The 21,917-nt window shown below is 45.1% G+C and carries 19 protein-coding genes; all 19 read left to right on the forward strand.

The window, feature by feature from the left end:
• The first annotated feature begins 608 nt into the window (after nt 1-608).
• A complete protein-coding gene (gene gyrA / locus DBZ36_RS03145) occupies nt 609-3,320 on the forward strand; it encodes a DNA topoisomerase (ATP-hydrolyzing) subunit A (protein ID WP_120353482.1) in 2,712 nt (903 codons plus the stop codon).
• A 196-nt stretch (nt 3,321-3,516) separates the two neighbouring features.
• Nucleotides 3,517-4,611, forward strand: a complete 1,095-nt coding sequence (serC, locus tag DBZ36_RS03150) for a 3-phosphoserine/phosphohydroxythreonine transaminase (RefSeq protein ID WP_120353483.1) — start codon at nt 3,517-3,519, stop codon at nt 4,609-4,611.
• A 4-nt stretch (nt 4,612-4,615) separates the two neighbouring features.
• Nucleotides 4,616-5,902 (forward strand): 3-phosphoshikimate 1-carboxyvinyltransferase, encoded by a 1,287-nt coding sequence (gene aroA, locus DBZ36_RS03155; protein WP_120353484.1) that lies wholly within the window; start codon nt 4,616-4,618, stop codon nt 5,900-5,902.
• Between the two features lie 147 nt (nt 5,903-6,049).
• Nucleotides 6,050-6,418, forward strand: a complete 369-nt coding sequence (fliE, locus tag DBZ36_RS03160; RefSeq protein ID WP_120353485.1) for a flagellar hook-basal body complex protein FliE — start codon at nt 6,050-6,052, stop codon at nt 6,416-6,418.
• A gap of 17 nt (nt 6,419-6,435) precedes the next feature.
• On the forward strand, nt 6,436-8,136 hold the full coding sequence (gene fliF / locus DBZ36_RS03165; protein WP_120353486.1) for a flagellar basal-body MS-ring/collar protein FliF: 1,701 nt from the start codon (nt 6,436-6,438) through the stop codon (nt 8,134-8,136).
• Complete coding sequence (gene fliG, locus DBZ36_RS03170) at nt 8,129-9,166, forward strand: flagellar motor switch protein FliG (protein ID WP_120353487.1); 1,038 nt, start codon at nt 8,129-8,131, stop codon at nt 9,164-9,166. Before fliF ends, fliG begins: the two co-directional genes overlap by 8 nt.
• The gene (gene fliH, locus DBZ36_RS03175; RefSeq protein WP_120353488.1) at nt 9,166-10,131 is read left to right on the forward strand and encodes a flagellar assembly protein FliH; all 966 of its coding nucleotides are present in this window, start codon (nt 9,166-9,168) and stop codon (nt 10,129-10,131) included. The genes fliG and fliH overlap by 1 nt, the downstream gene beginning before the upstream one ends.
• Nucleotides 10,100-11,446, forward strand: a complete 1,347-nt coding sequence (fliI, locus tag DBZ36_RS03180; protein ID WP_120353489.1) for a flagellar protein export ATPase FliI — start codon at nt 10,100-10,102, stop codon at nt 11,444-11,446. Before fliH ends, fliI begins: the two co-directional genes overlap by 32 nt.
• A gap of 32 nt (nt 11,447-11,478) precedes the next feature.
• Nucleotides 11,479-11,925: a flagellar export protein FliJ gene (gene fliJ / locus DBZ36_RS03185; RefSeq protein WP_120353490.1), complete on the forward strand. Its 447-nt coding sequence runs from the start codon at nt 11,479-11,481 to the stop codon at nt 11,923-11,925.
• 174 nt (nt 11,926-12,099) lie between these two features.
• Complete coding sequence (locus DBZ36_RS03190; protein WP_120353491.1) at nt 12,100-14,124, forward strand: flagellar hook-length control protein FliK; 2,025 nt, start codon at nt 12,100-12,102, stop codon at nt 14,122-14,124.
• Between the two features lie 176 nt (nt 14,125-14,300).
• Complete coding sequence (fliL, locus tag DBZ36_RS03195) at nt 14,301-14,816, forward strand: flagellar basal body-associated protein FliL (protein ID WP_120353492.1); 516 nt, start codon at nt 14,301-14,303, stop codon at nt 14,814-14,816.
• Nucleotides 14,817-14,824: 8 nt separating this feature from the next.
• Complete coding sequence (gene fliM, locus DBZ36_RS03200) at nt 14,825-15,847, forward strand: flagellar motor switch protein FliM (protein ID WP_120353493.1); 1,023 nt, start codon at nt 14,825-14,827, stop codon at nt 15,845-15,847.
• A 32-nt stretch (nt 15,848-15,879) separates the two neighbouring features.
• Nucleotides 15,880-16,263 carry a flagellar motor switch protein FliN gene (fliN, locus tag DBZ36_RS03205; protein ID WP_120353494.1) on the forward strand — a complete coding sequence of 128 codons (384 nt, stop codon included), beginning with the start codon at nt 15,880-15,882 and terminating at the stop codon, nt 16,261-16,263.
• Nucleotides 16,263-16,757: a flagellar biosynthetic protein FliO gene (gene fliO / locus DBZ36_RS03210; protein ID WP_120353495.1), complete on the forward strand. Its 495-nt coding sequence runs from the start codon at nt 16,263-16,265 to the stop codon at nt 16,755-16,757. Before fliN ends, fliO begins: the two co-directional genes overlap by 1 nt.
• Nucleotides 16,754-17,497: a flagellar type III secretion system pore protein FliP gene (fliP, locus tag DBZ36_RS03215; protein ID WP_120353496.1), complete on the forward strand. Its 744-nt coding sequence runs from the start codon at nt 16,754-16,756 to the stop codon at nt 17,495-17,497. Before fliO ends, fliP begins: the two co-directional genes overlap by 4 nt.
• Before the next feature lie 9 nt (nt 17,498-17,506).
• Entirely contained in the window at nt 17,507-17,776 is a 270-nt protein-coding gene (locus tag DBZ36_RS03220) for a flagellar biosynthetic protein FliQ (RefSeq protein WP_120353497.1), read from the forward strand.
• A gap of 2 nt (nt 17,777-17,778) precedes the next feature.
• Nucleotides 17,779-18,558 (forward strand): flagellar biosynthetic protein FliR, encoded by a 780-nt coding sequence (gene fliR / locus DBZ36_RS03225; RefSeq protein ID WP_120353498.1) that lies wholly within the window; start codon nt 17,779-17,781, stop codon nt 18,556-18,558.
• Nucleotides 18,559-19,686 (forward strand): flagellar biosynthesis protein FlhB, encoded by a 1,128-nt coding sequence (flhB, locus tag DBZ36_RS03230; RefSeq protein WP_120353499.1) that lies wholly within the window; start codon nt 18,559-18,561, stop codon nt 19,684-19,686.
• Between the two features lie 102 nt (nt 19,687-19,788).
• Nucleotides 19,789-21,906 carry a flagellar biosynthesis protein FlhA gene (gene flhA / locus DBZ36_RS03235; RefSeq protein WP_120353500.1) on the forward strand — a complete coding sequence of 706 codons (2,118 nt, stop codon included), beginning with the start codon at nt 19,789-19,791 and terminating at the stop codon, nt 21,904-21,906.
• The last annotated feature ends 11 nt before the right edge of the window (nt 21,907-21,917 follow it).

Here is a 21,917-nt window from a genome sequence, read left to right on the forward strand (position 1 = left end):
GATTAATGGTGTGTTGGAGATCCCATTGTCATTTGAGCCACAATTATCTAAAGATTTGCCACACATTGCGCCGCCAGATGCACCTAGAAAAGTTGGGACGATATTAGCTTAACGGGTTGGGAAAACCAGAGCTTAAAGCCTTGCTTATTGGCGACAACAACTACCAACATCAAGCATGCTTTGCTCGCTTAGGCCAAGTTGAGTTTGCTAGCTTAGATGCTTAGCAAAATGTCCTGCCTAAATAGGGTGCTAAATAGCTCCAATTGTTTGGACTTAAGTGCTTGACTTGATGATTTATTCACCAAAACACAAGGCTAGCCCATCTTTAACAATTTATGACGCCAAAACTACCAATTGGAAGCTGTTACCCGCCTGTATTTGTGCTAAAGTTTGGCGCTTATGTTTTACGACTATTAGCTTTACAAGCCCGTAGCGCAGTTTTAAGCAATTTTGACTGTTTATTGGGCAGCCCTAGTGGGATGTAAATCCAAAGCCTAATAGTTGGATTCTTGCTGCTTGTTTGATCACGATAACAACAGCAATGATGAATGCGGCTTTACGCAAATTAAGCTTAATTTTAGCTGAAATATTGAAGGAACTATTCGTCTATGAGCGATCTTGCTAGAGAGATTACGCCCGTTAACATCGAAGACGAGCTTAAAAGCTCGTACCTTGACTATGCGATGAGTGTCATCGTTGGTCGAGCACTACCTGACGTCCGCGATGGTCTGAAACCAGTTCACCGCCGCGTTTTATTCGCGATGAGCGTACTCAACAACGACTGGAACAAGCCCTACAAAAAATCTGCACGTGTGGTCGGCGACGTTATCGGTAAATATCACCCCCACGGTGATAGCGCGGTATACGACACCATCGTTCGTATGGCGCAGCCTTTCTCTTTACGCTACATGCTGGTTGACGGTCAAGGTAACTTTGGTTCAGTTGATGGTGACTCTGCAGCGGCAATGCGTTATACCGAAATTCGCATGGCCAAGTTTGCCCATTCACTACTTGCCGATCTCGATAAAGAAACCGTCGATTTTGTACCTAACTATGATGGTACTGAGCAAATCCCTGAAGTAATGCCAACTCGCATACCAAACTTATTGGTTAACGGTTCATCTGGTATTGCTGTTGGTATGGCAACCAACATTCCTCCGCATAACTTAGTTGAAGTTATTAACGGTTGTTTGGCTCTTATCAATAATCCAGACATCACCATTGATGAACTCATGGAGTTTATTCCAGCGCCAGATTTCCCGACTGCGGGTATCATTAACGGTCGCTCTGGTGTTATCCAAGCCTATAAAACCGGCCGTGGTAAAGTTTCAATTCGCTCTAAAGCCGAAGTTGAAACCGCCGACAATGGCCGCGAAACCATCATTGTTCACGAAATTCCGTACCAGGTGAACAAAGCGCGCTTGATTGAAAAAATCGCCGAGCTGGTTAAAGACAAAAAAATTGAAGGCATTTCAGCGCTTCGCGATGAGTCAGATAAAGACGGCATGCGTATTGTTGTTGAAATTAAGCGTGATGCGGTCGGAGAGGTTGTTCTTAACAACTTGTATTCTCAGACTCAAATGCAAGTGTCTTTTGGTATGAACATGGTGGCCCTGGATCACGGTCAACCTAAGCTGTTTAACCTCTACGACATGCTTGATTGCTTTGTACGTCACCGCCGCGAAGTTGTAACGCGTCGTACCGTATTTGAGCTGCGCAAAGCACGAGACCGTGCCCACATCCTTGAAAGCTTAGCGATTGCGCTGGCTAACATTGATGAAATTATTGAACTGATTAAAAAGTCCGCTAGTCCAAGTGAAGCGAAAGCTGGTTTGATTAGTCGTGGCTGGCCGCTAGGCGACGTTGCGCAAATGCTAGAGCGCGCCGGTGATGATGCAGCTAGACCTGAATGGCTAGAAGATGAGTTCGGTATTCGTGATGGCATGTATCACCTGACCGAAACCCAAGCTCAAGCAATTTTGGACCTACGCCTACATAAATTGACAGGCCTAGAGCACGAGAAAATTCTTGGTGAATATAAAGAGCTGCTTGAACTTATTGCAGAGCTGCTCCTTATATTGAATAACCCTGAGCGTTTGCTCGAAGTGATCCGCGAAGAGCTCGAAGAAATTCGTGACCAGTTCGGTGATGAACGTCGTACTGAGATTTCTGCTCACGCTGATTTGTCGATTGAAGACTTGATCAACGAAGAAGATGTCGTAGTTACCTTGTCGCAAGCGGGCTATGTGAAGTATCAAATCTTGAGCGATTACGAAGCTCAACGTCGTGGTGGTAAAGGTAAAGCTGCAACCAAGATGAAAGAAGAAGACTTCATTGAGAAGCTGCTAGTGGCCAATACCCACGATACTATTTTGTGCTTCTCAACCGCAGGTAAAGTGTACTGGCTTAAAGTGTATCAATTACCGCTCGCCAGTCGCCAAGCTCGTGGTAAACCAATTGTAAATATGTTGCCGCTTGATGCCGGTGAGTCAATCACTGCTATTTTGCCGGTTCGTGAATATGATGAAGATAAGTTTATCTTGTTTGCTACCCAAAACGGTACCGTTAAGAAAACTGCACTAAGTGCCTTTAAACGTCCTTTATCAAGTGGTATTAAAGCCATTAACTTAAGTGACGATAACCGCTTAATCGGTGTTGATATTACCGATGGTACTAACGACATTATGTTGTTCTCGGACGCTGGTAAAGTGGTTCGTTTCAATGAAAAACAACGTGATTCTGAAACCGGTGCGGTGAAACTTGATGCTGAAACAGGTGCTGAGTTACTAGCGCTACGCCCAATGGGCCGCACCGCAGCTGGTGTACGCGGTATTAGCTTAGACGAAGGACAATCGGTTGTATCTTTGATTGTACCTAAGTCGGACGGCGAAATTCTAACGGTTACTCAAAATGGTTATGGTAAACGAACTGCCATTAGCGAGTATCCAGCTAAGAGCCGTGCAACGAAGGGTGTTGTTTCTATCAAAGTTAGTGACCGTAATGGTCCGGTTGTTGGTGCGATTCAAGTGAACGAACTTGATGAGCTCATGATGATTACTGACGCAGGAACCTTAGTCCGTACTCGTGCTAACGAAGTGTCTATTATCGGGCGTAACACTCAAGGTGTAACCTTGATTCGTACTGCTGATGACGAACACGTGGTTGGATTGCAACGCATCGATGAGATTGAAGAAGATCTAACTCAAGACTTAGACGATGAAGCGCAAGGCGAGACCCCTCAAGCAGCTCCAGAGCAAAGTGCTCCAGAGGCTGACAACGAGCAAAGCCCGCAAGCAGATGAGCCAGAGCAACAGGACTAATCATCTTTTGATGTGCTGTTGTAAAGGTTGATCGTTAAAAGGGCGTTTTATACGCCCTTTTTTATTGCTTATTTATTGAGATAAGTAATACCAACCCATTGATGGGATTGGTACAACAAGCAAGACTCCACATGAGCTTTCATAGAAAAGCCTTGGAGATATATTAATACCAACATAGCGTGCTACAAGGAGTCTTATGAAGCCTCAAGTTTACAATTTCTGTGCAGGACCGGCGATGTTACCTACCGCGGTCATGGCTAAGGCACAGGCTGAATTCGTCAATTGGCAAGGCAAAGGCGTTTCAGTTATGGAAGTGAGCCATCGCAGTAAAGAATACATTGCGATAGCTGAAAAAGCTGAACGAGATATTCGTGAATTGCTAAATATTCCTAACAATTATCAGATATTGTTTTGCCAAGGTGGTGGGCGTGGCCAGTTTGCAGCCGCACCACTTAATCTATTAGGCGACAAGCAAAGCATTAGTTACATTGAAACCGGAGAGTGGTCGCGAGCTGCGATCGTTGAAGGTAAGAAGTTTGCATCTGCGTTTGTTCACAAGGCCATGACGCGTGACAGTAATGGCAAGGTTTGCGTAGAGGATAGCTCTCTTTGGAAAACCGACCCTCAGGCTGCATACCTACATTATTGCCCAAACGAAACCATTGAAGGCGTAGCCATCAATGAAGTACCGCAAACTGACTTAGACTTAGTTGCCGACTTTTCGTCAACGATTTTGTCTCAGCCCATCGATGTGAGTAAATTTGCGCTTATTTATGCTGGCGCACAAAAAAACATAGGTCCTTCGGGCTTGGCTATCGCAATCGTACGTGACGATCTGTTAAACAAAGCACATATCGATACACCTTCGATTTTGAATTACACCACTTTGGCCGGAGCGGGTTCAATGTACAACACCCCGCCAACCTATTCTTGGTACTTAGCCGGTTTGGTATTTGAGTGGCTTAAAGACTTAGGCGGTTTAGAAGCAGTAGCAAAACTAAATCAAGCTAAAGCTGCCTTGTTATACGACTATATAGATTCAAGTTCGTTTTATAACAACGATGTTGCGCCAAGCAATCGCTCATTGATGAACGTACCATTTACGCTGCAAAACGACAGTTTAGACGCTGAATTTTTAAAGCAAGCGGAAGAAAATGGATTGGTAACCTTAAAAGGTCACCGTATTGTAGGCGGCATGCGAGCCAGCATTTACAATGCTATGCCGATTGAAGGAGTCCAAGCATTGGTGTCCTTTATGCAAATATTCGCCAAATCACACGAGGTCAAATAGCCACATGCAACAACTTAAACTTGAGCCTATCGCTAAGATTGATGGTGAAATCACCATCCCTGGTTCAAAAAGTGTATCCAATCGTGCCTTGCTGTTAGCCGCATTAGCAAGTGGTACCACAACACTCACCAATTTGCTTGATAGTGACGACATCCGCCATATGCTTTCGGCATTAGAAAGCTTAGGGGTAAAAACTGAGCTGAGCGACGACCGTCGGCAATGTACTGTGTACGGTTTAGGTGGCGCATTTACACCTAGCCAGCCACTTTCCTTGTTCTTAGGCAATGCTGGAACTGCAATGCGCCCGCTTTGTGCAGCACTTTGCCTGGGCAGTGGCGACATTGAACTCACTGGCGAGCCGCGGATGGAAGAGCGACCCATTGGTGCTTTGGTTGATGCATTGCGCCAAGTCGGCGCTGATGTCGAGTACCTTAAGAGCGAAGGCTATCCACCGCTTAGAATTAAGGCTCAAGGCCTAGCTGGCGGTAAAGTGAGTATCGACGGCAGTGTGTCTAGCCAATTTCTTACTGCATTTCTAATGGCTGCACCTTTGGCTAAGTCTGATATTGAGATTGAAATCAGTGGTGAGTTAGTGTCAAAGCCATATATTGATATTACGCTCAAAATGATGTCTGCCTTTGGTGTTGAAGTTGAAAACAACAATTACCAATCGTTTGTAGTCAAAGCGGGTCAGGGTTATAAATCAGTCAGTGAGTTTTTGGTTGAAGGTGATGCCTCGTCAGCTAGTTATTTCTTGGCTGCTGCGGCCATCAAAGGCGGACGCGTTCGTGTCAACGGTGTGGGTCGTCTTTCGATGCAAGGCGATGTTCATTTTGCTGATGTACTTGAGCAAATGGGTGCCAACATTACTTGGGGCGACGATTTTATTGAAGCTCAGGTTGGCAAGCTAAGAGCAGTTGACCTAGATATGAATCACATTCCCGATGCGGCGATGACCATCGCTACCACGGCCTTATTCGCCAAAGGTACTACTGCCATTCGTAATGTTTATAACTGGCGTGTCAAAGAGACCGACCGCCTGTCAGCCATGGCTACAGAGCTTAGAAAAGTTGGCGCTACAGTCGTGGAAGGTGAAGACTTCATTGAAGTCACCCCGCCGCAACAGCTACAACATGCGCAAATAGACACCTACAATGACCATCGCATGGCGATGTGTTTTTCCTTGGTCGCCTTAAGTGATACACCGGTCACGATTAATGATCCCGGTTGTACCTCAAAAACCTTCCCCGATTATTTCGACACCTTACAGTCTTTGGTTGTTGTAAATTAAATCACGCTAAAGCTAAGCCTCGTACTATTTTGTGCGAGGTTTTTGCTGTTCATTTCGATAGTTTCAATCTTGGCAAGCTCCTTGCTTTTACCCTTGTACAAAGGAATAGCAAGACAAGCGTCAGCGCTTTGTCAGTTGGAGTGAAAAATGCGAGTCGAATCTAACAGTTTAATGAGTGAGTTACAGGCACTACAAGGGGAAATGCGTAGTAATATGCAGCGCCCTGTTACTGTCGATCAAGCGCTACAAGAGCTATCAAATGGTCAAGGTGTACAAGAACTAAGCCAAACCAGTAATAACTTTGGTCAGTTGTTTAGTGATGCTCTCAACAAGGTCAATGGTCAGCAACAAGAAGCGAACAGCCTTCGTACCCGCTTTGATTTAGGGGATCGTAGTGTTGGTATCGGTGATGTAATGATTGCCGGACAAAAATCGAGTGTTGCTTTTGAAGCAACTGTTCAAGTGCGCAACAAGTTGGTTGAAGCGTACAAGGAAGTAATGAGTATGCCTGTCTAAGGACAGGGGGATAAAACATGGCTAACGAGTCCAACTCCATCTTAAGTGATGACAATGCAATTCTGGAAGACAACCTTGATGCGAACGAACAACGCAGCAGCGGTACTCTAGACATATTGCGCAATGGCGACATATTGCGCCAAGTGATCATGATTTTGGCCTTGACCATTATTTTGGGGCTTGGCTTATTTATGTTTTTTTGGGCGAAAGCTCCAGAAATGCGACCTCTTGCAACCTTAAATACTGAACAGTTGATAGAGACCTTAGATTTTCTCGATCAAAATAAATACGAATACAAGGTTGACGGTAAAACCGTCAATGTTCTGTCGGAGCAATTTAACACCATTAAGTTACACTTAACCCGTAGTGGCTTGAGCTCAAGTGGTAGCGAGTTAGCCGGAGAAGATATTCTTCTTAAAGATATGGGGTTTGGGGTTAGTCAACGACTTGAAACTGAACGTCTTAAACTGAGCCGAGAACGACAGCTTTCTGAAGCTATTGAAGCGATGCAGTCGGTGCAACGCGCCAAAGTTCTGCTCGCTATACCTAAGACCAATGTTTTTGCTAAACGCGAACAACAACCTTCAGGAACCGTGGTTCTTACCCTTCGCCGCAACAACGGCTTACCTCAAGAAGAAATTGACTCGATTGTCGATATCGTTGCTTCGGCGGTACATGGTTTGGTACCCAGTCGGGTAACGGTGACCGATCATCATGGTCGCTTGCTTAATTCTGGCAGCCAAGACCCTATCTCATCACGTAATCGCCGTGAGTTTGAGCTTGAGCGCCAACGCGAAGACGAATATAAAAATAAAATTGACGCAATATTGATCCCAATTTTAGGTGTTGGAAATTATACCGCCGAAGTTGATGTCACCATGGATTTCACCGCGGTTGAACAAACACAAAAAACCTTTAACCCAGATTTGCCTGCAATTCGCAGTGAATTGTTAGTGGAAGACAATAAAGTCGGTGGCGGTGCTATTGGTATTCCTGGCGCTTTAACGAACCAGCCTCCACTGGATGCTGATATTCCTGAGGTTGCCGACGGCGGCGCTAATGCGCGTAATGCCAATGCCAGCAACCGTAGTGAGTCGACCCGCAACTACGAACTTGATACAACCATTAGCCATACGCGTTCGCAAACTGGAACGGTACAACGAGTAAGCGTGTCAGTGGCTGTCGATCACTTACCTGGCGCTGATGGTGCTCAGGGTGAGCCGCGTAGCGCCGAACAAATTCTCAATATTCGCCGTTTACTGCAAGGTGGCGTTGGTTTTAGTATTAACCGAGGCGATAATCTTGAAGTCGTCAGCGTGCCATTTTCTCGTCCCGACGCGTTTGAAGTTAGTGACCTGCCTATCTGGGAACAAGAATGGTTTTGGCGGGCAGTTCGTACCGCTGGTGCAGTTTTGGTACTCATCGTGCTTATTTTAGCGGTTATCCGACCTATTCTTAATAAGATGTGGAGTAGTGGCGAGACCGAAGAAGAAACGACTGACTTGGATGCAGCACTTGCAGCTTATGAGAATGATGATGAAGTGGACTTATTGGCACTTGATAACTCCGCCGTTGATTTTGGAATTCGCGAAGGTCAGCTTCAGCTGCCAGACTTACATAAAGATGAAGACCTGCTCAAAGCGGTTAGGGCACTTGTGGCTAACGAACCAGACCTTGCAGCAATGGTAATAAAAGATTGGGTGATTAACGATGGCTGATGAACAAGAAACTGGCAACACTGATGCCGTACTAGCTGAAATGACCGGCATAGAGCGTGCTGCGATATTGATGCTGAGTTTGAATGAAGATGATGCGGCGAGTATATTTCGTCACTTGGAGCCTAAACAGGTACAACGCTTGGGTATGGCCATGGCTTCTATGCGTGACTTTGCACATGAAAAAGTTGTTGCTGTACATCGTCAATTTATTGATGACATCCAAAAATTCACCAACATCGGTATTGGTAGTGAAGACTTTGTTCGTAATGCTTTGACAACGGCGTTGGGTGAAGATAGAGCTTCGAGCCTCGTTGACCAAATCATTTTAGGTAGCGGTTCGAAAGGTTTGGATTCATTAAAATGGATGGATGCCCGCCAAGTTGCCAATATTATTCAAAATGAGCACCCGCAAATTCAAACTATTGTATTGTCTTACTTGGAAGCTGAGCAATCGGCTGAAATTATGTCTCAATTCCAAGATAAAGTACGCCTTGATTTGATGATGCGAATCGCCAACCTTGAAGAAGTTCAGCCAGCAGCATTGACCGAGCTAAACGAGATCATGGAGAAACAATTCGCCGGTCAGGCAGGAGCACAAGCAGCCAAGATGGGCGGCTTGAAAGCAGCTGCCAATATTATGAACTTCTTAGATACCAATATCGAAGGCTTGCTTATGGACTCGATTCGCGAAAGCGACGAAGAAATGGCGCAACAAATCCAAGATCTTATGTTTGTCTTTGAAAACCTCATTGATGTTGATGACCGCGGCATTCAAACCTTGCTACGTGATGTACCACAAGATCAATTGCAAGCAGCTCTTAAAGGAACAGACGAAGGACTTAAAGAGAAGATATTTGCCAATATGTCCAAGCGTGCTGCGGATATGCTTAAAGATGATCTTGAAGCCATGGGTCCAATTAAAGTTAGTGAAGTTGAAAGTGCCCAGAAAGAAATTCTATCAATTGCACGTCGACTGTCCGAAGCTGGCGAAATTATGATCGGTAGTGGCGGTGGCGACGAGTTCTTATAATGAGCAATGAGAATCAAGATATTGACGTTGATGCCTTGCTGCAAGATGTAGCGCAGCAAGCGCAACCGGAAACGACAGCCGGTCGTGAAGAAACAAATGAAATTGATGATCTTGTTTCAAGTGTTTCGCACGAGGCCAACTTAGGCAGTGATGGCCTTAATACCGAGCCTGAATCGGAAATCGATGCAACTCCGCCGTGGGATTTACCCGAGTTTGATGACAATTTGGACTCTGAAGCTGCGGCTCAAACCAATGCGCTAAATATGCGTGCAGATTGGTTTGAGAAAGAAGATGAAACTCTCGAGCCAGAAGAGCCCGAGTATGTTCCGATGACTATTGAAGAACTTGAAGCACTTCGACAATCGGCTTATGACGACGGCTTCGCAGAAGGTCGTGAAGCGGGAATCGAGAAAGGTCAACAAGAAGGACATGCACTGGGGCTGGAACAAGGGCAGCAACAAGGCTATGAAGAAGGCCAAGCAAAAGGGATCAGTGAGGGGCAATCCCAAATTGACACGCTTAGTACACAATGGGAAAGCCTCATTGAACAACTCTACACCCCGCAACAGCAACTAGACCAAGCACTTGAACAGCAGGTATTGGACTTAGTGCTTAGCTTGACCCAACAAGTGATTCAAACTGAATTATCGACAAATCCGCAAATTATTTTAGCGACCCTCAAGCAAGCAATTCAAGCCTTACCGGTGCATCAACAACAAACCAGTATTTATTTACACCCTGAAGACTTAACAATTGTTGAAGCTGCATTTCCAAAAGATAGTCAAGAGAAGCAAAAATGGGTCTTGATCGCCGATGGTAGTTTAGGCCAAGGTGATTGCCGGGTTGAAAGTGAATTGAGTTCGGTAAACGTTGATATGTCTGCGATTATTAGTGAAGCGATGGCTCGTTTTATCTCTCAAAATAAGGACTTAAATGACACTAACGAATCGTCTGAGCCAGTATAAGTCCGAGGGCTTACGTGACAAGCCAACCGTAGCTGGCAAGCTAACACGTGTTGTAGGGCTTACACTTGAAACGACTGGCTGTCGTGCGCCTTTAGGTTCGCTATGTGAAGTTGAAACCATTAATGGAAGCTTGCAGGCGGAGGTGGTTGGTTTTGCTCAAGACAAACTATTTCTAATGCCCTCTGACCAACTAACCGGCGTGCTTCCTGGTGCGCGGGTAACTCCCTTAGGCCATAGCTATGGTGTACCCGTTGGACCAGCACTACTGGGAAGAGTTATTGACGGTCTAGGAAAACCCTTGGATGGTCTTGGACCAATCCACAGTAAAAAGACCATCGATTTTAACGCCGCTCCGATTAACCCTATGTCTCGTCAACCAATTAAAAAGCCAATGGATGTTGGTGTTCGTGCAATCAATTCAGTACTCACAGTTGGGCAAGGTCAACGTATGGGCTTGTTTGCAGGCTCTGGTGTCGGTAAGTCAGTTCTACTCGGCATGATGTGTCGAGGGACAACTGCTGATGTGGTGGTCGTCGGCCTAATCGGTGAACGTGGCCGAGAGGTAAAAGAGTTTATTGACGATATTTTAGGTGTGGAAGACCGAGAGCGAGCCGTTGTTGTAGCTGCCCCAGCTGATGCTTCCCCGTTAATGCGACTGAAAGCCTGTGATACTACGATGGCAATAGCTGAACATTTTCGGGATCAGGGCAAAAATGTACTGCTAATGATGGACTCGTTAACGCGTTATGCGCAAGCCCAGCGAGAAGTTGCACTTGCTATTGGAGAGCCGCCTGCGACCAAAGGTTACCCACCTTCAGTTTTTGCAAAACTTCCTCGTTTAGTTGAGCGTGCTGGAAATGGGCCTGAAGGCACCGGTTCTGTGACCGCTTTTTTCACAGTATTAACCGAAGGTGACGATCTACAAGACCCGATTGCGGATGCGTCACGAGCGATTCTAGATGGCCATATTGTATTGTCGCGCAAACTGGCGGATTCAGGCCACTATCCTGCGATTGATATCGAGAAATCAATCAGCCGAGTTATGCCAGCGGTAACCGAAGATGCGCACCAACAACTGGCGCGTGGGTTAAAAATGCTGTATTCAAGCTATGAGCAAAACCAAGATCTTATCGCAATTGGTGCTTATCAACGCGGCGCAGATCCAAAGATTGATTTAGCGATTACGATGAAGCCACAAATGGATCAGTTTTTGCAGCAAGGTATGAAAGAAATCGTTAATTACGACGATAGTTTGGCGCGCATGGAACGTACTATGCAAATGGCCAACATGAATCTACAGCAACAAGCTGGCTGATCTAGAGCTGTTTGTTGCGCGCAAGGAGACTTATGGCAAGGCGCGCTCTTCATTTAATGGAACAACGATTAGCTGAGCAAGAACAACAAGCGGCGCGAGACTATGCCGCGGCTAGACAACAGTTAGATCAGTTTAAAACTCAACTCAATAACCTTGAAGACTATCGTCGCGGTTACCTTAAACAAGCGTTAGCTAAAGGCAAGGACGGTACAACTGCTGATGGCTTTCATCAATATCAGCTTTTTATTCAAAAGCTTGAGTTGGCAGGTCAACAGCAGATGAAAACTGTGTTTCAAATGGAGCAAAACCTTAACAAAGCCCATCAAAACTGGATTGAGCTGCAAACCAAACGCAAAGCTATGTTGCATCTCATTGAACAAGACCGACACCGTGAAGTGATACGCCAAGACAAAATTGAGCAAAAACAACTTGATGAATACGCTCAAATGGCCTTTCAGAGGCGTTTAAGCGAAGTTTAAGCCAACATTTTGGGCAATGATGAGCATTTGGCCTGATATATGCTTATAAAACCTAATACTCTGGTTAGTCGTATGTGTCACAACAATGCCAGTGACTAAAATTACTGTACAATTTTTGATGGAAAGTCGTTCAATCGAGTTGGATTGTCGTCAATTAGTATCGGGATACTGAATATGGAATTCATGTTAGGACAAACATCTTTTACAAAAACGGGACCGATATCAAGCTCTTTAGCTACTGATAATAAAGACTATTTTCTTGAGTCATCGGCAGTTACAGCAACATCACTGGGCACAGATGCGCCACTTGATGAAACCGCGACAGATACCAAACAAGTGTTTGCACAGGCTTTGGAAAAAATTGCATTACTGGTAGAAGATAAATCTTCAAAAACAAGTGAACAAGGTAGCGAACAGCTGCAAGATGTTGCCGCTTTACTTGCTGATGTGAAACAACAGCTACAAGAAAGTGAAGAACATGGGGCTCACGAAAATTGCGAGCGTGATGAATCAACACTTGCTGAGTCTGATATTCAAAACACCGAGGCTTTGCTGCAGCAACTAGAAGCTATCGAAGACTTGGTTGCAGATCTTAATCAGTCTCAAAACAACCCCCAACTTGAACAACGCTTATCGCAGTTAATTGCACAAGATCTCAGTCAAATGAGTTTTCAAAGCGATCCTCTGAGTAAAGCCAGTGACAAAATTGCTGCGAGTGAAGACAACAGTGATTTTGGCTTCAAGCAATCGTGGTTGAATGAGCTTATGGGCTCGAGTGCCAACGCAAAAACAAGCTCAACGACCGCGCAAAACTCTGAGTCTATAGTTTCGGCCCCTTCACTAAAAAACACCGATGCCGAAGATGAATCGACGCAAGCCAAAGTGGTTGATAAATCCGCAATGGCTAGTTCAAGTGAAGCGGAACCATTAAAAACCGAATTGAAATTTGAGCACAAGCCCGACGCAACAGCATCGAGCCTGCAAGCAAAAGTAAACGCTCTCGTAACCCTTGCTAAAGGCGACGAAACTGAAAAAACTAAAAGTTTAAGCGCCGAAGAGGCTAAAAACATAGCTCCCAAGACTGAAGTCGACCTGACGCCAACGACTAAGACTAAGGCGGAAATTGAGGTCAATTTGGGTACAAAAATTCAAAGTGAAAGTGTGGCAATTGACGATGCTAAAGCCGCCAGAGAACTTCAATCGACTCGCAACCCACAACCAGCACAAACCGTTGCTACAGTTATGGGGAATGAAGTGAAACAAAGCGCTAGCACTGTAGGTGTCAGTAATAGTGATGCACAGCCCCAACAAAGCAAAACAGTTGAAATGCAGCTTGCTGACGAAGCTAAAAGTACATCACAAACAAGCAAATCAAATAGTGATGCGCCAGATTCAAAAGTTGTGACATCAGAGCCCAAGTCGGAGTTAAACACCAGCAAAAATCAAAACCAAACTCAGGAAACACCAGATGCTAAACGCGTCAATGCGGAGCAAGAGGCCTTAGCAGCGGCTAGTAACAAACCAGAAGTTTCTTGGAGCGCAACCAAAGCCGATGGTGAGACTAATCCACAGCAAACTGGCGTACAAAACCGTAATGAACGCCAGGATACCGTGTCTAACACTAGCTTTGGGCAGTCTTTTGGCCAATCGTCAGATGGTCAGCAGCAAGCCTCTCAGCAACAATCACAACAGCAGCAGTCTGGTCAGCTCAATTCCAATTTACATCCAAGCTCTGAAACCAAAGAGCAGGGACAATGGTTACAACGGCCGATACCTGCTAATAATATGAATTCTGAACTCAACGAACGGGTCCAGTACATGGCAGCTAAGGGAATGCAAAGCGCTGAAATTCGACTCGATCCCGGTGATTTAGGCAGCTTACAAATTCGTCTTCAAATCACCCAAGAAGGCGCATCGGTGCAAATCCAGGCTCAGAACCCACAAACCAGAGAGCTTCTTGAACAAACGATGCCTCGTCTACGCGAAATGCTCAGTCAACAAGGTATTGAGTTGAATAATGGCAGTGTTGGTAGCGATCAAGGTCGAGGACATCAGCATGCTCATCATGGTGAAGCTGAACGAGGACGCGCTGGAATGGGTAATTCAAGTGGGCAAACTGAAACTCAATCAGATATAGACCAGTCAAATGGAGTCTTACAGCGACAAAATGAACGCTCAGTGATTGATTTTTACGCTTAACTTAAAAATATTGCTAAACAATAGAGATGCTTAGTTGCATGGACGAGGTGGAGCAAGGATAATAATTAGTAATTAACGATTGTTCGTTCAAAAGCTAGGCTATGCTCAATTACTTCAGTAGTGTATAGGCAAGCTTTACAAGACCAGATAATCACTGCAATCAATACAGGACGTACATGGCTGACGATAAAGAACTTCTTGTCGAAGATGGTAAAGAAGGTAAAGGCAAAAAGAAACTCATCATTATCATCGCTGGTGTCGTAGTTTTACTCGCGGTGCTAGCAGGTGTATGGTTTATGTTTTTTAGCTCCGATGACGCCGCACCGGCTGCAAGTGCCGATCCAAATGCTCAACAAGCAACAGCGGTAACCGCGACAGCTCACTACGTTGGCATGCCTCGACCTTTTGTTTTTAATGTCAGAAGTGATATTCGGGACCGATTAGTACAAATTAAAGTACAACTGTTAGTACGCGGAGCAAGTAACGAAGCGCTTACTAAACAGCATATTCCTCTAATTGAAAGCACGTTACTCGATACGTTTAGCTCTGCCAGTGTTAGTGAATTATCAAGCGTCGAGGGTAAAGAGCTCGTTCGTCAGCAGTCCCTAGAAAACGTGCAGAAAAAACTCAATGATTTGACTGGGAGCGTCGTGATTGAAAAAGTCCTGTTCACCGGTTTTGTGATGCAATAAGGACAACAGTGAGCGATTTATTAAGCCAAGACGAAATTGATGCGCTGCTCCACGGTGTTGATGATATCGATGAAGATATTGTTGAAAGTGAAGAGGGCGGAAGTGCACTAGATTTTGACTTCTCGTCGCAAGACAGAATTGTTCGTGGACGCATGCCAACGCTTGAGTTGGTGAACGAACGCTTCGCTCGTCATATGCGTATTAGTCTATTTAATATGATGCGACGCACTGCAGAAGTTTCAATTAATGGCGTTCAGATGATCAAATTTGGTGAGTATGTACACACCCTATTTGTGCCAACTTCCCTGAATATGGTGAGATTTCGTCCGCTAAAAGGCACCGCTTTGGTTACGATGGAAGCGCGATTGGTGTTTATTCTAGTTGAAAACTTTTTTGGTGGTGATGGCCGTTATCACGCCAAAATCGAGGGGCGTGAATTTACCCCAACCGAACGCCGCATTATTCAAATGTTGTTAAAAATAATTTTTGAGGATTATAAAGAAGCTTGGGCTCCAGTAATGGATGTTGGCTTTGACTACCTTGATTCCGAAGTAAACCCAGCAATGGCGAATATCGTTAGTCCAACGGAAGTCATCGTTGTCAGCTCATTTCATATCGAGCTTGATGGTGGTGGTGGTGACTTTCATATTGCAATGCCTTATTCAATGCTTGAGCCAATTCGTGAGTTACTTGATGCGGGCGTTCAAAGTGACAAACAAGATACGGATATGCGCTGGAGTACCGCGCTGCGAGACGAAATTATGGATGTGGGGGTTACGATGAACACTCACCTCCTGAACGTTGATTTAAGCTTGAGAGATTTAATGGAACTCAAAGCCGGCGACGTAATTCCGGTTGATATGCCAGACCACGCGCTGATGCTTATCGAAGATCTTCCAAGCTACCGCGGTAAGTTGGGCAAAAAAGGTGATGGATTAGCGCTAAAAATTACTGAGCAGCTCAAACGACCGGAAACAGTAAAAAGTGATTTAGAAATGGTGGTCGGTCGCCGTCCTCCAGAAGATGAATAGTTAGCACAAGCTTAGATAAATTAAGGAATGGTATGAGCGAAGAAGACGAAATGGCAGCCGAGTGGGCAGCAGCAATGGCGGAAGCTGAACCTGAGCCCGCTCCCTTAGAAGAATTTGAACCACAAATTAGCTCCAAAAACCTTAGCGATGAAGAGCATAGTAAGCTTGACGCGATCCTTGATATACCGGTCACTATTTCAATGGAAGTAGGGCGCAGTCAAATCAGCATTAGAAATCTACTACAGCTAAATCAAGGCTCTGTTGTGGAATTAGACCGGGTTGCGGGCGAACCCTTAGATGTGTTGGTCAACGGTACCTTGATCGCTCACGGCGAAGTGGTTGTGGTCAATGACAAATTCGGTATTCGCCTAACTGATGTAATTAGCCAGACAGAACGCATCAAGAAACTTAAGTAATGCGTATAGCGATAGCCACATTGGTGGCGAAACTTAAGTATACTAGCATCGCCATAGGACTCGCATTGGCACCAGAGTTGGCATTTGCGCAAGTCTCTAGCGCCGTGGCGACGCAATCTTCGCCATCGGTTGGGGTGGCGGCTGGTAGTTCAATTCAAAGCGCAGACTTGCTCTCTTGGATACTCTCAACCGGACTGGTATTACTTAGTATCTTTATTCTTGCGTGGTTAGTAAAAAAGAGTCGTTTCTCACCCGGTTCAAATCAACAAATCCAAGTGATCGCTAGCACCGCAATTGGCACTCGAGAACGCTTGTGCGTCGTAAGTGTTGCAGATCAGCAATATCTATTGGCTGTGACCGCACAAAACATCAGCTTAATTGACAAACTTGAGCCAGGGTTGGAGCCACGTCAACATTCTGGCAAAAATGTCGGCCTAGACTTTGCTTCTTTGCTTAAACTAAATTCAAAATCAAAACAGAATCCAGCTGAATGAAAACTGTTTTAACGCTGTTTATCGGCACTATTGCGTTACTGGCTTGGCCTGCAATGGCTCAAGATCCGTTTTTACCTGCAATAACGATGAGTACGAATCCTGACGGTGGTCAAGAGTATTCAGTTACATTGCAGGTGTTGATGTTTATGACGGCACTGAGCTTCTTACCTGCCGTTGTCATCATGATGACCTCATTTACCCGTATAGTGGTGGTGATGTCGATTCTAAGACAAGCAATGGGGCTACAACAAAGTCCGTCAAATCAAGTAATTATTGGCATATCATTATTTTTAACCTTTTTTATTATGTCGCCGGTACTTAATGAAATTAACGAGCGAGCACTACAGCCTTATTTTAACGAAGAACTGACATCCATCGAGGCTTTTGACTTAGCTAAACAACCGATGCATGAATTTATGCTGGCACAAACTCGGCTCACAGACCTTGAAACCTTCGTGCGTATTGCGAAAATTGAAGTAGAAAATCCGGAAGATGTCCCTTTTTCGGTGCTGGTTCCGTCGTTTATTACCTCTGAATTGAAAACGGCCTTCCAGATAGGCTTCATGCTATTTATTCCGTTTTTGGTCATCGATTTAGTCGTCGCGAGTATCCTGATGGCAATGGGTATGATGATGTTGTCGCCAATGATTGTCTCTTTGCCATTTAAACTGATGCTATTCGTTCTAGTCGACGGCTGGAGTTTGGTAATGGGTACGCTCGCTGGTAGTTTTGGACTCTAGGAGAGGCTTATGGAACCGGAAGTCTTTGTAGACGTGTTTCGCATTGCGCTCGGACAGGTTGTTGTCTTAGTGAGCGCCGCTATCTTACCGAGTCTTTTCGTTGGTTTGACGGTTGCGGTTTTCCAAGCAGCAACATCTATTAACGAACAAACCTTGAGCTTTTTGCCCCGTTTATTGGTGACACTTGCGTCGCTGATGTTTGCAGGACACTGGTTTGTAGAACGTTTAACCGGACTGTTTTATACAATGATAGACCTGATCCCACAGGTGATTGGTTAGTCATGAACTTAGACTCTGGGCTGATCATGCAATGGATTGGCGAATACGTGTGGGCTTTAGCGCGTATTAGTGGGTTGATGCTCAGTATTGCTGTCTACAGCGGTAAAACGGTACCAACCCGGGTTCGAATGCTGTTTTCGGTTGCGATTACCTTTGTGGTGGTCCCGGTTCTACCTCCGGTTACAGGCATTGAGTTGTTCTCCTTAGAAGCAGCACTAGTTATTGCACAGCAAATATTGATTGGCGCAGCAGCTGGTTTTTGCACAAGCTTATTACTACAAACCTTTGTCGTAGCAGGGCAAGTGATTGCAATGCAAACTTCCTTGGGGTTTGCATCGATGGTCGATCCGATCAATGGTCAAAATACCCCGGTAGTCGGACAAATATATTTGTTGTTGGCAACTTTGCTGTTTTTAGCTGTGGATGGTCATGGCCAGCTTATCACCTTAGTCGTTATGAGCTTTGAAACCATCCCTGTTGGCTTAACCGGCCTAAGTGTCGTAAGTTACCAATCGTTAGCTGCGTGGTTTAGTCAAATATTTTTTGCTGCACTGACCATGTCTATATCACCGATTGTGGCGATGCTGTTGGTAAACTTTAGCTTCGGTGTCATGACTCGCGCCGCGCCGCAGTTGAATATCTTTAGTATTGGTTTTGCAGTGGGTATGCTATTTGGTCTTCTGATTTTATGGCTGACCATTGGTGGATTTATGGTTCATTTTAACACCCAATGGGAAAACTCCCGACAATTGGCGTGTCAGATTTTGGAGGTAGGCTGTTAAATGGCTGATACCGACCAGGAACGCACAGAAGACCCCACGGAGAAAAAACTTGCAGACGCTCGCAAGGAAGGGCAGATTGCGCGTTCCAAAGAACTTGGAACGGCCGCAGTATTAATCTCAGCTGCGATTGCAATGATGATGTTTGGTTCCGGATTAGGTAAAGGCTTAGCTGAAGTTATGCGTCTTGGTTTTAGTCTGGAACGCGAGCAGCTCTATGACGTAAACCTACTGTTTGCCACTATTAAAAACATGGTCTCTGGTTTAGTTGCACCTTTAATCGGTATTATGGCTGTTATTTTATTTGCTGCTGTAGCTGGAAACATTGCCTTAGGCGGCATGAATTTCAGTTGGAAAGCTGCGGCACCTAAACCGAGTAAAATGTCTCCGCTTAAAGGTCTCAAACGTATGTTTGGGATACAGTCATTGGTGGAACTGATTAAAAGCATTATGAAGGTATTTATCATTGCCGGTGTGGTTTGGTGGATTCTGGATTGGCAGTTTAAGTCAATTTTGACCTTAAGCTTACAAAGCCTTCCTGGCTCGGTTTATAACGCACTTGATATGCTGTCGTGGATGTTTCTAGCGCTTGTTTGCAGCTTGTTATTGATTACATTGGTTGATGTTCCGTACCAAATTTGGAATCACGCTAAACAACTGAAAATGACCAAACAAGAAATAAAAGATGAGCACAAGAATAGCGAAGGTAATCCCGAAGTAAAAGGGCGGATCCGTCGCTTGCAAATGGAGATGGCTGCACGTCGAATGATGTCAGATATTCCAACTGCTGACGTCATTGTGACCAACCCAACTCACTACGCTGTTGCCATTCGTTACGACCAAAAAGGAACTGGAGCACCCATGGTCGTTGCAAAAGGTGTCGACGAAGTGGCGATGAAAATCCAGGAAATTGCTCGTCATTATGATGTCCCAATCATGGCGGCGCCACCGCTAGCTCGTTCAATCTATCACACTAGTAAAATCGGCCAAGAAATTCCAGAAGGGCTTTATATTGCGGTGGCTCAAATTCTGGCTTACGTTTATCAGTTGGCTCAGTTTAAAAAGGGTCGCGCTGGCAGACCTAAAAAAATCGACCAAAATTTCCCAATTCCAGATGAGCTTAAATACTAAGCAAACTTACCATATTTATCTGATCTACTTGCTTTGATACTGCTGTTGGTGCGATCGTTGCATTACTAGCTATCATCAGCCGCCGTCAGCTAATTGTCACTTATGGAATTTATCAATCGTCTTAGCAGCTTAAAGTTTAGTGATTTAAGTAAACTTAATGCTTCTGTTCTAAAAGGGGTCGGAACCCCGCTGCTAGTGTTAGCTGCTTTAGGTATGGTTATCCTACCTATTCCCGCATGGCTGCTCGATCTTCTATTTACCTTTAATATTGCCTTAGCCATGGTCGTACTTTTAGTATCTATCTACACTAAACGACCTCTAGATTTTGCAGTTTTTCCAACCATTTTGTTAGTAGCGACATTAATGCGCTTGGCACTAAATGTGGCTTCAACGCGTGTGGTCTTGCTTGAAGGTCATAATGGAGGGAATGCGGCTGGTAACGTAATTGAAGCCTTTGGTTCGGTTGTGATCGGTGGTAATTATGCAGTTGGTTTAGTCGTCTTTGCGATTCTTTTGATTATCAACTTCATGGTTGTCACTAAGGGTGCCGGTAGGGTGTCTGAAGTCAGCGCTCGATTCACTCTTGATGCGATGCCTGGTAAGCAAATGGCGATTGATGCGGATTTAAATGCTGGGATTATTGACCAAGACCAAGCACGTATTCGTCGTGAGGACGTAACCAAGGAAGCAGATTTCTACGGTTCGATGGATGGTGCGAGTAAGTTTGTTAAAGGTGATGCCATCGCCGGTTTGTTGATTCTAATGATCAACATTATTGGTGGTCTTATTATTGGTGTCGCTCAGCATGACTTAAGCTTTGCCGAGGCTGGGGAGATCTATAGCCTACTCACCATTGGTGATGGATTGGTTGCGCAAATACCGTCTTTGCTACTCTCGATCGGAACCGCGATTATTGTAACTCGCCAAAATACCTCCGAAGAACTCTCTGAATTGATGGTTGGTCAACTGTTTGACCAACCTCGAGTGTTATATATTACAGCTGGAATTCTAGCCGTAATGGGCTTAGTACCAGGTATGCCACATATGGCATTTTTGGGGTGTGCGGCGTTAGCAGCTGGTGCGTCATGGTGGATGCAACGCAACGCCAAGAAAGTAATAGCGCAAGAACAAGCCAAAACGCAATTGGCACCACGCGATGATGCTCAGCCTAATAATTCCAAAGAATTGGATTGGGACGATGTGCAACCTGTTGACGTAGTCGGTCTTGAAGTGGGTTACCGTTTGATCCCTCTAGTTGATAAAAGCCAAGGTGGTGAACTATTAGCGCGTATTAAGGGTGTACGTAAGAAACTCTCTCAAGATCTCGGTTTTTTAGTCCCTGCAGTGCATATCCGTGACAACCTGGACTTAGGACCTAACCAGTATCGAGTGTCGGTGATGGGGGTTGTTAATGGCGAGTCAGAAGTATTTCATGACCGCGAAATGGCAATCAATCCAGGGCAAGTTTTTGGTGAAATTCCAGGCCAAGAGACCATTGATCCAGCCTTTGGCCTCGAAGCAAAATGGATAGGACAAGAACAGCGCCAGCATGCGCAAACACTTGGCTATACGGTGGTCGACTCGGCTACGGTTATCGCAACTCATTTAAGCCAACTACTGAGTAATTATGCCTCGCAGCTTTTAGGGCATGAGGAAGTTCAGAACTTACTTGATATGCTAGCGAAGAGTCACCCGCGATTAGTTGAAGGCTTAGTTCCTGACGTCATGAGCTTGTCATCGATTGTGAAAGTGTTGCAAAACCTGTTGCAAGAAGGAGTTCCAATTCGTGATATTCGCACCATTGTTCAAACCTTGGTTGAATACGCGCCTAAGAGCCAAGATACCGATGTACTAACCGCTGCATGCCGAATAAATCTGAAACGACTTATTGTACAAGAGCTCATTGGAAGTGAACCAGAACTGCCAGTCATAACTTTGTCACCAGATTTGGAGCAAATATTGCATAAGTCAATGCAAGCCGCTGGAAACGATGGTTCGGGAATGGAACCTGGACTTGCTGAGAAGCTTCAAGTTTCGCTCTCGCAAGCTGCGCAGAACCAAGAAATGCAAGGGCAACCAGCAATCTTGCTAACTTCTGGAATTTTACGCAGCAGCTTGTCTAGATATGTGAAGACGTCTATTCCAGCTCTACGGGTACTTTCTTATCAAGAAATACCAGAAGATAAACAAATTAAGATTATAAGTTCAGTGGGTCAGTAACTGAGCACTGA

It is taken from the genome of Alginatibacterium sediminis, from assembly GCF_003610775.1.
Taxonomy (GTDB): Bacteria; Pseudomonadota; Gammaproteobacteria; order Enterobacterales; family Celerinatantimonadaceae; genus Alginatibacterium; species Alginatibacterium sediminis.

Excerpts from the sequence above, each read along its gene's own strand:
- gyrA (WP_120353482.1), top strand. The coding sequence starts at position 609 with ATGAGCGATCTTGCTAGAGAGATTACGCCCGTTAACATCGAAGACGAG.
- serC (WP_120353483.1), top strand. The coding sequence starts at position 3,517 with ATGAAGCCTCAAGTTTACAATTTCTGTGCAGGACCGGCGATGTTACCT.
- aroA (WP_120353484.1), top strand. The coding sequence starts at position 4,616 with ATGCAACAACTTAAACTTGAGCCTATCGCTAAGATTGATGGTGAAATC.
- fliE (WP_120353485.1), top strand. The coding sequence starts at position 6,050 with ATGCGAGTCGAATCTAACAGTTTAATGAGTGAGTTACAGGCACTACAA.
- fliF (WP_120353486.1), top strand. The coding sequence starts at position 6,436 with ATGGCTAACGAGTCCAACTCCATCTTAAGTGATGACAATGCAATTCTG.
- fliG (WP_120353487.1), top strand. The coding sequence starts at position 8,129 with ATGGCTGATGAACAAGAAACTGGCAACACTGATGCCGTACTAGCTGAA.
- fliH (WP_120353488.1), top strand. The coding sequence starts at position 9,166 with ATGAGCAATGAGAATCAAGATATTGACGTTGATGCCTTGCTGCAAGAT.
- fliI (WP_120353489.1), top strand. The coding sequence starts at position 10,100 with ATGACACTAACGAATCGTCTGAGCCAGTATAAGTCCGAGGGCTTACGT.
- fliJ (WP_120353490.1), top strand. The coding sequence starts at position 11,479 with ATGGCAAGGCGCGCTCTTCATTTAATGGAACAACGATTAGCTGAGCAA.
- DBZ36_RS03190 (WP_120353491.1), top strand. The coding sequence starts at position 12,100 with ATGGAATTCATGTTAGGACAAACATCTTTTACAAAAACGGGACCGATA.
- fliL (WP_120353492.1), top strand. The coding sequence starts at position 14,301 with ATGGCTGACGATAAAGAACTTCTTGTCGAAGATGGTAAAGAAGGTAAA.
- fliN (WP_120353494.1), top strand. The coding sequence starts at position 15,880 with ATGAGCGAAGAAGACGAAATGGCAGCCGAGTGGGCAGCAGCAATGGCG.
- fliO (WP_120353495.1), top strand. The coding sequence starts at position 16,263 with ATGCGTATAGCGATAGCCACATTGGTGGCGAAACTTAAGTATACTAGC.
- fliP (WP_120353496.1), top strand. The coding sequence starts at position 16,754 with ATGAAAACTGTTTTAACGCTGTTTATCGGCACTATTGCGTTACTGGCT.
- DBZ36_RS03220 (WP_120353497.1), top strand. The coding sequence starts at position 17,507 with ATGGAACCGGAAGTCTTTGTAGACGTGTTTCGCATTGCGCTCGGACAG.
- fliR (WP_120353498.1), top strand. The coding sequence starts at position 17,779 with ATGAACTTAGACTCTGGGCTGATCATGCAATGGATTGGCGAATACGTG.
- flhB (WP_120353499.1), top strand. The coding sequence starts at position 18,559 with ATGGCTGATACCGACCAGGAACGCACAGAAGACCCCACGGAGAAAAAA.
- flhA (WP_120353500.1), top strand. The coding sequence starts at position 19,789 with ATGGAATTTATCAATCGTCTTAGCAGCTTAAAGTTTAGTGATTTAAGT.